This window comes from Micromonospora sp. NBC_00898, from assembly GCF_045207895.1.
Classification (GTDB): domain Bacteria; phylum Actinomycetota; class Actinomycetes; order Mycobacteriales; family Micromonosporaceae; genus Micromonospora.
Map to the genome: position 1 here is coordinate 7,233,899 of NZ_CP108775.1, position 13,665 is coordinate 7,247,563.

The 13,665-nt window shown below is 75.5% G+C and carries 14 protein-coding genes; 6 read left to right on the forward strand and 8 right to left on the reverse strand.

The window, feature by feature from the left end; genetic code table 11:
* Positions 1-110 precede the first annotated feature (110 nt).
* Positions 111-1,409: an isochorismatase family protein gene (locus OG799_RS35150; RefSeq protein WP_406041607.1), complete on the forward strand. Its 1,299-nt coding sequence runs from the start codon at positions 111-113 to the stop codon at positions 1,407-1,409.
* Between the two features lie 100 nt (positions 1,410-1,509).
* On the opposite strand, the gene OG799_RS35155 is transcribed toward OG799_RS35150, so the two are convergent.
* The 4 genes from OG799_RS35155 to OG799_RS35170 all read right to left on the reverse strand — a co-directional run bounded on the left by OG799_RS35155 (position 1,510) and on the right by OG799_RS35170 (position 5,461).
* The gene (locus tag OG799_RS35155) at positions 1,510-2,253 is read right to left on the reverse strand and encodes a hypothetical protein (RefSeq protein ID WP_406046501.1); all 744 of its coding nucleotides are present in this window, start codon (positions 2,251-2,253) and stop codon (positions 1,510-1,512) included.
* A 73-nt stretch (positions 2,254-2,326) separates the two neighbouring features.
* Positions 2,327-3,043: a response regulator gene (locus OG799_RS35160; protein WP_406041609.1), complete on the reverse strand. Its 717-nt coding sequence runs from the start codon at positions 3,041-3,043 to the stop codon at positions 2,327-2,329.
* Positions 3,013-4,230 (reverse strand): hypothetical protein, encoded by a 1,218-nt coding sequence (locus OG799_RS35165; RefSeq protein WP_406046502.1) that lies wholly within the window; start codon positions 4,228-4,230, stop codon positions 3,013-3,015. Before OG799_RS35165 ends, OG799_RS35160 begins: the two co-directional genes overlap by 31 nt.
* 52 nt (positions 4,231-4,282) lie before the next feature.
* Entirely contained in the window at positions 4,283-5,461 is a 1,179-nt protein-coding gene (locus OG799_RS35170; RefSeq protein ID WP_406041611.1) for a sensor histidine kinase, read from the reverse strand.
* A gap of 158 nt (positions 5,462-5,619) precedes the next feature.
* On the opposite strand from OG799_RS35170, the gene OG799_RS35175 reads away from it, so the two are divergent.
* Positions 5,620-6,501 (forward strand): NAD(P)-dependent oxidoreductase, encoded by an 882-nt coding sequence (locus OG799_RS35175; RefSeq protein WP_406041613.1) that lies wholly within the window; start codon positions 5,620-5,622, stop codon positions 6,499-6,501.
* 48 nt (positions 6,502-6,549) lie between these two features.
* On the opposite strand, the gene OG799_RS35180 is transcribed toward OG799_RS35175, so the two are convergent.
* Positions 6,550-7,194, reverse strand: a complete 645-nt coding sequence (locus OG799_RS35180) for a class I SAM-dependent methyltransferase (RefSeq protein ID WP_406041615.1) — start codon at positions 7,192-7,194, stop codon at positions 6,550-6,552.
* Between the two features lie 234 nt (positions 7,195-7,428).
* Entirely contained in the window at positions 7,429-7,836 is a 408-nt protein-coding gene (locus OG799_RS35185; protein WP_406041617.1) for an SgcJ/EcaC family oxidoreductase, read from the reverse strand.
* Between the two features lie 130 nt (positions 7,837-7,966).
* Between OG799_RS35185 and OG799_RS35190 the strand changes: the two genes are divergently transcribed.
* The 4 genes from OG799_RS35190 (at position 7,967) to OG799_RS35205 (ending at position 11,625) form a co-directional block, all read left to right on the forward strand.
* Positions 7,967-8,950 (forward strand): sigma-70 family RNA polymerase sigma factor, encoded by a 984-nt coding sequence (locus OG799_RS35190; RefSeq protein WP_406041619.1) that lies wholly within the window; start codon positions 7,967-7,969, stop codon positions 8,948-8,950.
* Between the two features lie 275 nt (positions 8,951-9,225).
* Entirely contained in the window at positions 9,226-9,738 is a 513-nt protein-coding gene (locus tag OG799_RS35195; RefSeq protein ID WP_406041621.1) for a hypothetical protein, read from the forward strand.
* Between the two features lie 236 nt (positions 9,739-9,974).
* A complete protein-coding gene (locus OG799_RS35200; protein ID WP_406041623.1) occupies positions 9,975-10,763 on the forward strand; it encodes a GNAT family N-acetyltransferase in 789 nt (262 codons plus the stop codon).
* Between the two features lie 79 nt (positions 10,764-10,842).
* Positions 10,843-11,625 carry an alpha/beta fold hydrolase gene (locus OG799_RS35205; RefSeq protein WP_406041625.1) on the forward strand — a complete coding sequence of 261 codons (783 nt, stop codon included), beginning with the start codon at positions 10,843-10,845 and terminating at the stop codon, positions 11,623-11,625.
* A gap of 57 nt (positions 11,626-11,682) precedes the next feature.
* Here the strand turns inward: OG799_RS35205 and OG799_RS35210 are convergent, their stop codons facing one another.
* Both OG799_RS35210 and OG799_RS35215 read right to left on the reverse strand, forming a co-directional pair.
* Complete coding sequence (locus OG799_RS35210) at positions 11,683-12,909, reverse strand: hypothetical protein (RefSeq protein ID WP_406041627.1); 1,227 nt, start codon at positions 12,907-12,909, stop codon at positions 11,683-11,685.
* The gene (locus tag OG799_RS35215; protein ID WP_406041629.1) at positions 12,906-13,430 is read right to left on the reverse strand and encodes a SigE family RNA polymerase sigma factor; all 525 of its coding nucleotides are present in this window, start codon (positions 13,428-13,430) and stop codon (positions 12,906-12,908) included. The genes OG799_RS35210 and OG799_RS35215 overlap by 4 nt, the downstream gene beginning before the upstream one ends.
* Between the last annotated feature and the right edge of the window lie 235 nt (positions 13,431-13,665).

A 13,665-nucleotide genomic window follows, 5' to 3' on the forward strand; every position in this document is an offset into this window, starting at 1 on the left:
GCGTCGGGCCGGGGCGCCGACCGGCGCGGCCGGGCCGGTGACCGGATCGTTCCGCATCCGGGCATGATGGTGCCTGCCGCCCCGGTGTCCGCCCGGTCAGGATCGAGTCCATGAACAGAGCCGCACTCGTCGTCATCGACGTCCAGGAGTCGTTCCGCCAGCGTCCGATCTGGGCGTACGCCTCGCAGCCGGACATCGTCGGTCAGGTCGACCGGCTGGTCGCGGCCGCCCGCGGTCGGGGTGACCTGGTGGTGTGGGTCCTGCACGCCGAACCCGGCACCGGCACGGTCTTCGACCCGGCCCTCGGTCACGTCCGGCTGATCGACGGGCTGTCCCCGGTCGACGGGGAACCCACGCTGGTCAAGACCTCGCACAACGCCTTCACCACCACCAACCTCCAGCAGTTGCTCACCCTCGCGGGCGTCCGCGAGGTGACGGTATGCGGCATCCGCACCGAGCAGTGCGTGGAGACCACCACCCGGGTCGGCGCCGACCTGGGGTACGAGATGACCTTCGTGACCGACGCGACGGTCACCTTCCCCATCCCGCACCGCGACCTGCCGGCGGACGCGTCGCTGGAGCAGGTCCTCGCCGACCCGCGCACCCTGTCGACCGGGGACATCGTCACCCGCACCGAGTACGCCCTCGCCGGGCGGTTCGCCACCGTCCGTACCGTCGCCGAGCTGGCCGGCGCGGTCCCGGCCGGTCCGGCGGGGCCGGTCGGGGTCGCCGACCTGCGGCGGCTGGCCGACCACCACGCGCGCGGCGGCACGGTCGCGAGCGTCTGCGCGGGGGCCTTCGCGCTCGGCCGGGCCGGCCTGCTCGACGGGCGGCGCTGCACCACCCACCACGAGGTGCAGGACGAGCTGGCCCGGCGGCACCGGGCGGCCCGGGTGGTCCGGGACGTGCTCTACGTGGTCGACGACCGGGTGGTCACCTCGGCCGGCATCGCCAGCGGCATCGACGTGGCGCTGCACCTGGTGGCCACCCGGCACGGCCCGTCGGCGGCGGCCCGGATCGCCCGCACCCTGGTCGTGTACGCCCGGCGCAACGGCCACGAACAGCAGGCCAGCGCGATGATGCGGTACCGCTCGCATCTCTCCGACGCGGTGCACCGGGCGCAGGACCTGATCGACGCCCGCTTCTCGGAGCCGCTGCCGCTGCCCGGACTGGCCGCCGCCTGCGGGGTGTCCGAGCGCACCCTGAGCCGGCTGTTCCGGCAGGCCACCGGGCTGACCCCGCTCGGCTACCAGCAACTGCTGCGGGTGGAGCGGGCCGAGCACCTGATCGGGCACGGCGCCACGGTGGAGTCGGCCGCCCGGGCCGTCGGCTTCACCGACGCCCGGATGCTCCGCCGCCTCCGCACCCGCGCCCGCACCACCCGCGACGCCCTCCCGCTGGCCAGCTGACCCGCCCCTGCCGCCGGGCCCGCGCCGCCCGAGATCCTGGACGGCTCGGCCGCTGGGAGCCGTTCCGCACCAGGACCGCGGCGCCTCGGGGCGGCGCGGGTCAGCAGACGGAGCCGGGGCGGTGGGGGAGGGCCGACCGGCGGGGCCGGTCTGCGCCGGGCTCCGCCTGCGGGCGGTAGTAGTCGTCCCGGGAGAGGAACTCGACCGGGAGCGACCCGGGCAGGGTGATCCGGCCCGTCGCCGGGACGGGCGTCGGCACGAGCCGGGTGGCGAGCTCGTCCCGCTCCGGCGGCGACAGGTCAACCAGCTCCGGGTGCACCAGCCGGAAGGCGGCGACCGACCGGCGTACCTGCCGGGCCAGCTCGGCCACCAGCGGGACCGGACCGCCGAGGGCGAGCGCCGGCTGCCGGATGGTGCGCAGCGCGTCGCAGACGACCAGCAGATCGGCGTCGCCGTCCGGGTGGTCGGCCCGCACCTCCAGCCGGGACGGCCACTGCCAGCGGATCTGCCCACTGACCAGGCGGGACAGCCGGCCCGGGCGCCGGTGCCGGGCGCCCGTCGAGCTGGCCCGCCCGGCGACCAGGGCCAGCTCGGAACCGCCGCACACGTACGCGACCCGACGGTCGGTGACGGTGACCGTCGCGGGCGCGGGAAGCACCCAGCTGCGGGCGCCCTCGGTCGGGCCGAGCAGGTGACCCGCCACCCGGAGTCGGTGCAGCGCGAGCACCTGCTCGCCGGGCTCCGGGACCAGCGCGTACCGCCGGTCGAGCACGGGGCGGGCGGCGTCGTCGTCGGCGTCGAAGCGGTGCGGCCCGACGAAGAAGGGTGCGGCGTCCTCCTGCACGGTCACGACCTCCCGGGGACGGTTGGCGGTACGTCGAGCGTCGCCGAGGACACGCTCGGTGTCATGACACCCGTTAGGGGGTCGGCCGGTCGGAGGCCGCCTGTGACCGGTAGATGCCGATCTCTTCCGGCCGGACGAGCCCGTCCTCGATCGCCCGGGCGAGCAGCGCCGCCTTCGTGGCGGCCGGCCGGCCCGCCCGGGTGTACTTGATCCGCGCCCGGTCCACGTACTGCTTGACGGTGTGCTCGCTGATCCGCATCCGGCGTGCCACCGAGGCCTTCGACATCGACTGGAACCACAGCAGCAGCGCCTCACGTTCCTTGTCGGACAGGGCCGGCCGGTCCGGCCGGGGGTCACCCACCATCGCCCCGGCCAGCGCCGGCGGCACGTACGGGCGGTCGTTGGCCGCGGCGAGCACGGTAGCGACGCAGTGCTCGCGTCCCTCATGCTTGGCGAGGAACGCCACCGCCCCCGCGTCGAGCGCGGCGAGCATGGTGTCCGGATCGGTGTGCTCGGAGTAGACCACCACCCGCCGGCCGGCGGCGCTCAGCTCAACCAGCTTGTCGAACACCATCCGGCCGTGCAGCCGCAGGTCGAGCAGGACCACCTCGGCCCGCGGAGCGGCCCGGAGCACCACGTCCGGGTCGTCCCCGGTGGCCAGCACCCGCAGCCGCGGCTCGGCGGCCAGCCAGGCCCGCACCCCGTCGATCACCACCGGGTGGTCGTCCACGATCGCCACGCCGATCGGCGACGCGCCGGTCACGTCCTCCGCCACCGGGTCTGCGTCCATCTGATCTCCCCGTCCCGCTCGTGCACGTGCTCCACCGGACCCGCCTCGTCGGCGCCGGGCGGCCCGGTCGAATCCGGCCCGTCGTGGTCCGGGGTGACCAGGCTGACCACCACCTCGTCCGCCCCGGCGACCACGGTCAGCCGGGCCCACCGCCGGGCGTCGGCGAGCGCCGCGGTGAGCGGGTCGCCGAGTCGGCGGCGTACCTCCACCGGCAGGTCCGGCGGCACGCCGATGGCGATCAGCTCGATCGGGAGGCCGTTGCGCTCGGCCAGGTCGGCGGCGGCCCGCAGTTCGTGCAGCAGCGGGTCGGGCACGTCGTCGGACTCGGCGATCAGCCGGCGCAGCCGGGCGGCCGCCAGCACGCAGCGCCGCCGCACCTCCGGGTCGGCCGGGTCGGCGTGGCCGGCCGCGAGGGCGGCCAGCACCTCCTCGGCGGTGCCACTGACCAGGGCCAGCCGCGCCCGGCGGTCCTCCCGGGCCCGCTCCGCGGCCACCCCTTCCGCCGCCACCGCTCCGGCGGCCGCGGCGGTGGCCGCCCGGTCCCGGGCGAAGACGGCGATCGCGGCGGCCCCGGCGAAGACCGCCACCGGCAGCGACGAGGTGCCGTAGACGTACATCGCGTACCGGGTCAGGTCGGCGGGGGCGGTCGCCCCCTGCCCGAGCACCGCGCCCAGCGCGATCACCCCGTGCACGCCCAGCACCGCGAGCAGCCAGCCGACCGGGCGGCGCCAGAGCACCAGCAGGAAGAACCAGGCGAGCCCGCTCCATACCCAGTTCGCCGCGCTGAACAGGTACCGCTCCCCGGCGGCGGCGAAGACTGCCGCGTCGACCACCAGCAGCACCACGGTGAGACAGCGGGCGGGTGGGGTCGCGCCGCGCAGCAGGCGTACGCCGGTCGCCACCCCGATCGCCGCGGTCACCGCCCAGCCGGCGGCGACCACCATCGGCGCGGCGAGCCCCGACCAGGCGCCCAGCACCGCGGGCAGTCCGATGGCGGTGTGCCAGGCCAGCGCGATCGCCATCGCGGCGATCCGGGCGCCCCGGTCGGAGGCCCGGGCCACGGCGGTCGCCGCGCCGCCGGCCCCCGCGGCGTCCGTCCACCCGGCCGGCCCCTCCGGGCGGGCCCGAGTAGCGCCACCGGTGGCGGCAGGATCGCGGTCCCGGTTCCCGGCGGGTGGCGTGGGCACCCCCCGTCGCCGGGTCCGGGGCGGGCCGCCGCCCGGAGGCACCGGGTCGAGGTCAGTGGTCACCGGGCCACCCCAGCCGGATCGTGGTGCCGGCGCCAGGGGCGGAGGCCACCTCTGCCCGACCGCCCACCGCGGCCATCCGGCCGCGGATCGACTCGCGCAGGCCGTACCGGTGGGGCGGGACCGTGGCCGGGTCGAAGCCGGGACCGTCGTCGGCGACCTCGACCACGACGGCGTCGCCGACCCGGGCCAGGCCCAGCGTGACCTTCGCGCCCGGCGCGTGTCGGACCACGTTGGACAGCGCGGCGGCGGCGCTCTCGGCGAGCGCCTCGGCGACCTCCGCCGGGACCGCGCACGGCGCCAGCGTCGCGCGCACCGGCAGCTCGGGCAGTCGGGCGAGGACCGCCCGCAGCCGGTCGTCCAGCGCGGTCGGCCCGGCTGTCGGCACCGACCGGGCGTCGGCCAGGGCGGCGAGGGTACGCAGGTCGGCCGCGCACCGGTCGCGCAGCGCGGCCGACGGGCCGGCCACCGCGCCGAGCCCGACCATGGTCAGCGTCGCCAGGACGGTGTCGTGCAGGTCCCGGTTCTGCCGGCACTCCGCCTCCCGCGCGGTACGCGCGACCACCGCCGCCCGGGCCAGCCGCTGGTAGTCGCCGAAGGCCCGGTCGGCGCGACCGATCCGCCGCCGCATCACCGCGGTCACCATCGCCGTGCAGCCGGTCTGCACCAGCAGCGTGGCGGCGTGCGCGCGGGCCTCGACCGGGTTGCCGGCGGTCGTCGTGCCGAGAACGTAGCCGGCGGTGACCAGCAGCCCCGCCGGGACGGACCAGCGGGCCGGGGCGGTGGCCTGGACGTTGATCACGGTGGTGCTGGCCAGGATCGCGATCCAGCTCCCCTCGCCGGGCAGCACCTCCGGCGCCACCAGCCACGGCACGAGCAGGCAGGCCGCGGTGGTGAGCGCGACGTCACCGGCCACCAGCGGGCCGGTCACCCCGCGCCACAGGGCCCGGGCGGCGTACCAGACCGACCAGGCGGTGAGCGCCGCGACCAGGGGCACCAGCAGGCCCACCCGCACCGGCGGCGTCCGGACCGCGAGGGCGGTCACCGCGCCGACCAGGCCACAGGTCAGCCGGAGCAGCGCCGGCAGCGTGGTGAAGACGAGGGTGAACGCGCCGCCCGCCGGCCGGTCCCAGGCGGACGGCGGCGAGGTCGTGACGGCAGCGACCGGCATCGGGGGAGGTGTCCTTCCGGCAGCGACCCGGTCGGGTCCGCACGGGTGGATCGACGCCGGAGAATAGCATGTCGGACTGCAACCGGTCACCCACGGTACGTGGCGCGTCGCTGATCGCCGGGCGCGCGCGCCCGGCGATCGTACGGTTGACTGCCGGCATGGGCAACGAATCACGGCGACTGCGGGTCGCCTTCCTCGGACTGGGCCGGATGGGCACCCCGATGGCCCGTCACGTGCTGACCGCCGGACACGACCTGACCGTCTGGAACCGTACCGGCGGCCGGGCCGACGCCCTGGCTGCCGACGGCGCGACGGTGGCCCCCACACCGGCCGCCGCGGCCTGCGACCGGGACGTGGTGGTGCTGATGCTCGCCGACCCGGACGCCGTCGAGCAGGTGCTGCTCGGTCCGGACGGGGTGGCCTCCGGCGCCGACCCGGACACCCTGGTCGTGGACGGCAGCACCATCGGCCCGGACGCCTCTAGGCGGATGGCGACGCGACTGCGCGAGCACCGGCTGCGCTACGTGGACGCGCCGGTCTACGGCTCGGTCGGGCCGGCCACCGAGGGCACTCTGGGCGTGCTGGTCGGCGGGGAGGAGACGGACGTCGCCGCGGCCCGCCCATTGCTGGAGCTCTGGGGCGACCCGGAGAAGGTGCGGCACGTCGGGCCGGTCGGCGCCGGCAGCGCGGCCAAGCTGGTCCGCAACCTCACCCTCGGCCTCGCCCTCGCCGGGATCGGCGACGCGTTGCGGCTGGCCGCGACCCTCGACCTCCCGCCCGACGTGGTGGACGAGCTGATCGCCGCCGGCCCGCTCGGCGCGGCCTTCCCGCCGGTACGCCAGATCCTGGCGTCCGGGCCGCCGGAGACCGCCGGCTTCACCGTCGACATGCTCACCAAGGACCTGCGGCTCTGTCTGGCCGCCGAGCCCCGGCTGCCGCTGGTGGACGCGGCCCGCGAGGCGGGGGAGGCCGCCCACGCGGCCGGCCACGGCCAGGACGACAGCCGCGCCCTGCCGCTCCGGATGCGCGACGCGTCCTGACCCGACGCTCCGCCTGACCGGCCGCGGCGGGCGGCCGGTCGGCCCCGGTCAGGCGGGGGCGACCGCGAGCAGGTGCGAGCTGGCCCCGATCACCGCCGAGTCCCGCTCGAACGCCGCCGCGCAGTCGACCGCGTCCCGGAAGAGCCGGTCGTCCGGTCCGACGTCCAACGCGTCCAGCAGGGGCCAGAGCGGACCCTCCACCCCGTACAGGTCGGGGGTCGGCAGGCCGGCCGCGGTGAACTCGTCCATCACCTGCTCAGGGCGGTGGAAGTAGGCGGTGGTGAAGCCGGTCTCCGGGTCGTTCACCCCGCTGGCGTACGTGGCGAGCAGGATCGGCCGGGTGCGCTCGTCCACCACACCCTGCCGGGTCAGGTCCATCAGCGCGGCGTTGCGGCTGATCACCGCCGCGATCACCGGCCCGCCGGGCCGGGTGAGCCGGGCCGCCTCGCGCAGCGCGGTCACCCGGTCCGCCCGCTCGGTGAGGTGGTAGAGCGGACCCAGCAGCAGGGTCGCGTCGACCGAGTCGTCGGGCAGCGGCAGGTCCCGGGCGTCGCCCACGCTGGCGACGATCTCCGGGTGGGCGTCCCGGGCGGCGGCCACGTGCGCCGGCACCAGGTCGACCAGGTGCACCCGGTGGCCGGCCGCCGCGAGCCAGCCCGCGTACGCGCCCGGGCCGCCGCTGACGTCGAGCACCGTCGCCGGCGGTGCGGGCAGCAGCCGGGACAGCAGGTCCCGGGTACGCGCCGACTCCAGCCGCCCTGCGGGGCGCGGTGCAGCCGCTCCGCCTCGGCGTAGACCTCGGTGTAGTACCGCCGGATGTCCGGCTCGGCCGGTCGATGATGTGGCATCCGTCGATGGTGGATGGCGGCGGCGCGGCCGTCATCCGGTTTCCGGCCGCCCGCCGGGGGCGGGCGGCCGGAGGCCCGGTCAGGCCGGGCAGTTGTGGTACGCCTCGACCCGCCACCCGGCGTCGTGCCGGGACAGCACCCAGGTGGCGCGGCGGAGCCGGTCGGCGGAAAGCGTCTCCTCGCCGGGGAGCCGGAAGCCGCTGCGGCTGACCACCACCGCGGCCCGGTCGCCGAGGAGGCGGACGTGCTCGGGCTCGTTGACCGAGGTGGAGCCCTTCAGCGGGCCGGCGAAGGCGGCCGCCATGTACCGGCGGACCTCCTCCCGGCCCTGGTGGAACACCCCGCCGGGCAGCACCACCGTCGCGTCGTCGGTGTAGCGGTCGGCGAAGGCGTCGGCGTCGTTGGCCGCCCAGGCGGCGCCGAGGGCGTGCAACACCTCGCGTACCGCCCGGTCGTCGCGGGCGTGGATGGTTCCGGTGTCCGTCATGGTCGTCCTTCCGTGGTCTGGATCTCGCCGGTACCTACTTGGCGTCGGGCGGAAACTCATCGGTCCGTCGGCGATGAATTCCGGGGGCCGGGCCGGTAGGTATGGGGAGGGCACACGGAGGGACGGACCAGTGACGGACATCGGCGCGGACTTCGACCGGCGGACCAGCCCCTACCGGCGGGAGTTGCTGGCGCACTGCTACCGGATGCTCGGCTCGGTGCACGAGGCCGAGGACCTGGTGCAGGAGACGCTGCTGCGGGCCTGGCGGGCCTTCGACCGGTACGACCCGGAGCGGGCCTCGCTGCGGACCTGGCTGCACCGGATCGCGACCAACGCGTGCCTCACCGCGCTGCGCGGCCGGGCCCGGCGGCCGCTGCCGTCGGACCTCGTCGCGCCGAACCCCGACCCGGACGCCCGCATGGTGGTGGGAGAGGTGCCCTGGTTGCAGCCCGTCCCCGACGCGCTGCTCGACCCGGCCGCCGTGGTCGCGGCCCGGGGGAGCCTGCGGCTGGCGCTGGTCGCCGCCCTGCAACTGCTGCCGCCCCGGCAGCGGGCCATCCTGCTCCTGCGCGACGTGCTCGGCCAGCCGGCCGCCGAGGTCGCCGAGACCCTCGCCACCACGCCGGCCGCGGTGAACAGCGGGCTGCAACGGGCCCGCGCCCGGCTGGGCGCGGTCGCCGTCCGGGAGGAGCAGGTCGCCGAGCCGGCCGACCCGGACCGGCGGGCGCTGGTGGACCGGTACGTGGCCGCCTTCGAGCGGGCCGACGTCGACGCGCTGACCCGGCTGCTCACCGCCGACGCGGTGCTGGAGATGCCGCCGGTGCTCAACTGGTACGTCGGTCGGGAGCGCTACGGCCGGTTCATCGCCCGGGCCTTCGCCATGCGCGGCACCGACTGGCGGATGCTGCCCACCGCCGCCAACGGCCAGCCCGCGCTGGCCGCGTACGTGCGCGACGGGGACGCGTACGTCCCGCACACCGTGCAGGTCCTCACCGTCACGGGCGCGGGGATCAGCCGCAACGTGGTCTTCCAGGACCGGGCGGTGTTCACCGCGTTCGGGTTGGCCCCGATGCCGGCCACCGTGCGCTTTCCGTCGCTGGCGGTCGATGTCTGACAGCGGACGGTAGCGGTGTGACATCTTGCCGGCGGCCGGCGCTGAGAGGCACGAGATGCATGAACAGACCCTCCGACCAGCGGACCTGCGGCGTCGTCGACTGATCACCCAGCGGCGTCACCGTCGGGCCTCGGTGACAGCCGGTAATCCCCACCCGGCCAGGGGTCGCTTCGCGCGTCAGCACCACCTCCCGGCGTCCCGGCCGGGAACACCGCTGCGCCGGAGGCACGCCGGGCGGCACGTCCGCACTTCCATCCCCCAGACGGAGCTGCTCGATGCTTGACACCGCCCTCGCGAAACTCCTCACCCTGAAGGCCGGCGCCACGGCGCTCGCCGTCGCCGCCACCGGTGGCGTGGCGCTCGCCGCCGCGACCGGTACGCTGCCCGACCCGCTGAATCCGGCCGCGAAGCCGTCGGCCCACGCCACCGGCAAGCCCTCCGACGCCGCCGACCGCGGCAAGGGCTCGCCGGCCGAGGCAAAGGGCTCCCCGTCGCCGAACCTGGTCGGCCTCTGCCACGCCTACCGGGCCGGCGTCGGTGACAACCCGGGCAAGGCGCTGGAGAACCCGGCGTTCCGCGTGCTGATCACCACCGCCGGTGACCAGGAGAAGGTGGCCGCGTACTGCGACACGCTGCTGGCGAACGAGAAGGGCAAGCCCAGCCGGGCGGCCCGACCCACCGCCACCCCGAGCCACCCCACCGGCAAGCCGCAGCCCCGCCCGACCTCCGCAGGCCAGCGCACCGAGGCGCCCGGCGACCACAAGCCGACCGCCCCGCCGGCCAACTAACTACGACTCCGGGCGGGCACCCACCCCCCCTCCGCCCGTCCGGTGTCGGCACCGCGACGCCGTACGGATGACCTACCCCCCGGTCATCCGTACGGCGTCGCGATCCGCGTCCTCACCGGCGCGGCGAGGCGGCGGCCGGGTCCCGCGGCCGCCGCCTCACCCCAACCTTCGCCCGCTACCGGCGGTCGGCGCCCGGGGCCGGAAAATCCCTCGCTCCGGGTGCCAGAATCCGCTGCATGACCACTCGTGACCTGCTCCTGCTCCGCCACGACGACCAGGTGCGCGGTACCATCGCCGACCGGCTGCCGAAGACCTGGACCCCGTCCTGGGACGGCCCGGTCCTTCGGATCACCACCCCGTCCCGGGGCCTCGCCTTCGCCCGTGACCTCGACGGGCTCTCGGTGGACGAACTGGACGCCCTGATCGGGCGGGTCCGGGCCGACTTCGCCGCCCGCGGCCAGGCGGTCGAGTGGAAGACGTACGGCCACGACCGGGCGGACCTCACCGAGCGGCTCCGGCTGGCCGGTTTCGCGCCGGAACCGGAGGAGACCGTGGTCGTGGGCCTGGCGTCCGACCTGGTGACGGCGGGCGAGGCGCCGGCCGGCGTGACCGTCCGACCCACCACCGACCGGACGGACCTGGCCCGGATCGCCGCCCTGCAGACCGAGGTGTGGGGAGCCGACTTCAGCTGGCTGGCCGACGATCTGGCCGACCGGATCGAGACGGCCCCCGACAACATCGTCGTGCTGGTCGCCGAGGCCGAGGGGCAACTCGTCTCCGCCGCGTGGCTGGTGGTCATCCCGGGCACCGAGTTCGGCGCGCTCTGGGGCGGCTCAACCCTGGCCCGGTGGCGTCGGCGGGGCATCTACCGGGCGCTGGTCGCCCGGCGCGCCCGGATCGCCGTCGACCGGGGCCTGAAATACCTGATGGTCGACGCCTCCGCGGACAGCTGTCCCATCCTGCGCCGGCTCGGTCTGCACGAGGTCAGCACCACCACGCCCTGGGTGTGGACACCGCAGCCCTGACCGGAGGAATCACGGTGGCGCGGCGCACACGCGGTGAAATCCGGGTGTGCGCCGGGAGCCGGACCCCTAGGTTGGGCCGATGACACTGGCACATGACGTGGCCGGGCACGGCCCTACGGTGGCCCTGCTGCATTCCACGGCCTGCGACCGGCGGATGTGGGACCCACAGCTGCCGGCCCTGGTCGACGCCGGCTACCGGGTGGTCCGCAGCGACATGCGCGGCTACGGCGACTCGCCCCTCCCGGACCGGCCGTACGACAACGCCCAGGACGTCATCGACCTGCTGGACCAGCTCGGCGCCGAGGAGTTCGCGCTGGTCGGGTCGTCCGGTGGTGGCCGGCTCGCACTGGAGATCGCCGCCCGCCGGCCGCACCGGGTCACGTGCCTGGCGCTGCTCTGCACCGCGCTGGCCGGGCACGAGCCCAGCGCCGAACTCCAGGCGTTCGGCGAGCGCGAGGACGCGCTGCTGGAAGCCGGGGACGTCGCGGGCGCGACCGAGCTCAACGTGGAACTCTGGCTGGGCCCGCATGCCGACGAGGCGACCCGCGAGCAGGTACGCGAGATGCAGCGGCACGCCTTCGAGGTGCAACTGGCCGCCGTCGAGGAGTTCCCGCAGATCCGGCCCGACTTCGACCTCGCCGACATCACCGCCCCCACCCTGCTGGTCTCCGGCGATCACGACCTGCCGGACTTCCGCCAGATCGCGGTCCGGCTGTCGAAGGAACTGGCCGACGCCCGGCACGTCGAAATCGACTGGGCGGGCCACCTGCCCAGCCTGGAACGGCCCGAGGCGGTGACCCGGCTGCTGCTCGACTTCCTGCGGGAAACGCCCGCCGGGAGTGGCCGGGAACGACAGGGCTGACGGTGGTGCGGCCGGTGACGGATGTCCGCCACCGGCCGCCCCTTCCGCACGGTCGGATCAGCAACGCCAGACGCGCGGCCCGAGGTTCTGCGCGTCGCGACCGTCGGTCACCGCCTGACCCACGACCAGGCCGGTGTCGGACACGTCGGCCGCGCGGCTGGTCTGCCCGCGGGGCGTGGCGAGCTCGACAGTGGCGCCGCCGGGCAGCAGCACCGCGCCACGGGCGACGACCCAGCCGGAGGCGTTGACCGCATCGCCGGGCCCCTCCGATCCGGACTTCGTCGCTGCTGGCTTCCTCGTACCTGGACTGGTCACCTCGCCCGTGCGGAGGTTCCACCGCGCCGCGGACATGGACGGCCACAGGCCGCCCGTCGCCCACTCGCCCCGGGCCGCGTACGCGGCGCCGGTCTGGCCGGCCGGCACCCGCAGCTTGCGGCCGTTGCCCCGCTGGTCCCAGGCGTACGCCGCGGTGGCCATGCCGTCCTTGTACATCGCGCCGACGATCGTGCCGTCGTCGGTGATGTCGAAGGCGTTGGCGCCGGCGGGCAGCGGCAGCTTGACGGCGGTCGTCGAGCCGGCCTTCCAGAGCAGCACGATGCTGTCCTTGCCGCCCGAGTTGCCGCGCGGCTCCGCGTTGATGACGATGTCACCGGCCGCGTTGATCGCCGGGACCGGGTACACGTGCCAGTCACCCGGCGGGGTGAGCAGCCTCGCGTACGCGCCGTTCTCGTAGCGGAAGACGTACTCCTGCTGGGGTTCCTCCACGAGGCCGACCACGACGCCGCTGGCGTTGGCGGCGATCGGCTGGACCGACTTGCCGGGCATCGGCAACGCCTGCGGCTGCCCGTCGGTCCACAGGACCGGCCGGAAATCCTGCCCGACGACGCTGTGCCCGACGACGTACCTGCCGGTCGGATCCACCGCGACGGCCGTGACGTCCGTCATCCCGGCCGGTACGGGCAGCTCCGTCATCCGGCACGGGCCGGCCGGGCCGGCCGAGGCGGTCGCCTCCGCCGCGGCGCTGGCCAGGCCGGTGTCCGCCTTCGCCGAGGCGCTTGCCGGACGGGCACCGGCCGGCCCCGCCGGCCGCGCCTCCGCCCTGGTCAGGATCGCCGGCACCGCGAGCAGCACGGCTGTGGCCAGCGCCACCCCCCCGGTCGCCTGTACCGATCGGCGGCGAAAGGCGCGCCGGCGTCCGGCGCGGACCACCACGTCCAGCTCGATGCGGCTCGGCGGCACGTCGACCGCCGCCAACCGGTCGCGCAGCTCCTGCTCGTCGTTCATGCCTTGATCCTCGCTCCCTGTGCGGTCATGACCGGATGCCGTGCGTCGAGCGCCTCGCGTAGGGCGGCGAGACCGCGCGAGCACTGGCTCTTGACGTTGCCCGCCGAGCAGCCGAGGGCTTCCGCGGTCGCCTCGATCGACAGGTCACCGAAGTAGCGCAGCACCACGACGGCCCGCTGCCCCTTGGGCAACGCCCGCAATGCCGTCACCAATGCGTCCCGCTCCTCGACACCCTGGTCGGCGGGTGCGGACAGCTCCGGGACGCGGTCGCCGAGCAGTACCTTCGACCAGCCGCGCCGCTGTTCGTCGAGGTAGCGCCGCACCATGATCCGGTGCACGTACCCGTCGAGATTGTCCGCGGTGGCCGCTCGCTTCCAGTTCACGTACAACGCCGTCAGCGTCGTCTGGACGATGTCGTCCGCCTGGAACGCGTCGGCGCAGAGTAGGTACGCCGTGCGGTGCAGGCGGGGCAACCGTGCCGTCACGTACTCGACGTACTCCCGTTCGAGGTCGGGCCGCATCCTGCTCCCTTCTTCAACCCGTGTGGTCGGTGTGCTCTGGTCGTCTTCTTGTCGGAGCCGGATGGCGAAAGGTTGCACGGGGAGGGTGTCGGGTCGGCGCTCGACAATCCGGTCGGCCGTGCACCGGGCAACCCGCGGCGACGCTGACGTCGGGGGACGGGCCACGTCGCGATGGTGAGCCATCCCGACCTCGTCACGCAGCTCATCACCGACGCCGACCGAGGCACCTGCTGAC

Bases quoted from the DNA above. Each gene is read 5' to 3' on its own strand.
- OG799_RS35200 (WP_406041623.1), top strand. From the start codon at position 9,975: ATGACCACTCGTGACCTGCTCCTGCTCCGCCACGACGACCAGGTGCGC.
- OG799_RS35160 (WP_406041609.1), bottom strand. From the start codon at position 3,043: ATGGACGCAGACCCGGTGGCGGAGGACGTGACCGGCGCGTCGCCGATC.
- OG799_RS35210 (WP_406041627.1), bottom strand. From the start codon at position 12,909: ATGAACGACGAGCAGGAGCTGCGCGACCGGTTGGCGGCGGTCGACGTG.
- OG799_RS35215 (WP_406041629.1), bottom strand. From the start codon at position 13,430: ATGCGGCCCGACCTCGAACGGGAGTACGTCGAGTACGTGACGGCACGG.
- OG799_RS35170 (WP_406041611.1), bottom strand. From the start codon at position 5,461: ATGCCGGTCGCTGCCGTCACGACCTCGCCGCCGTCCGCCTGGGACCGG.
- OG799_RS35195 (WP_406041621.1), top strand. From the start codon at position 9,226: ATGCTTGACACCGCCCTCGCGAAACTCCTCACCCTGAAGGCCGGCGCC.
- OG799_RS35150 (WP_406041607.1), top strand. From the start codon at position 111: ATGAACAGAGCCGCACTCGTCGTCATCGACGTCCAGGAGTCGTTCCGC.
- OG799_RS35185 (WP_406041617.1), bottom strand. From the start codon at position 7,836: ATGACGGACACCGGAACCATCCACGCCCGCGACGACCGGGCGGTACGC.
- OG799_RS35205 (WP_406041625.1), top strand. From the start codon at position 10,843: ATGACACTGGCACATGACGTGGCCGGGCACGGCCCTACGGTGGCCCTG.
- OG799_RS35175 (WP_406041613.1), top strand. From the start codon at position 5,620: ATGGGCAACGAATCACGGCGACTGCGGGTCGCCTTCCTCGGACTGGGC.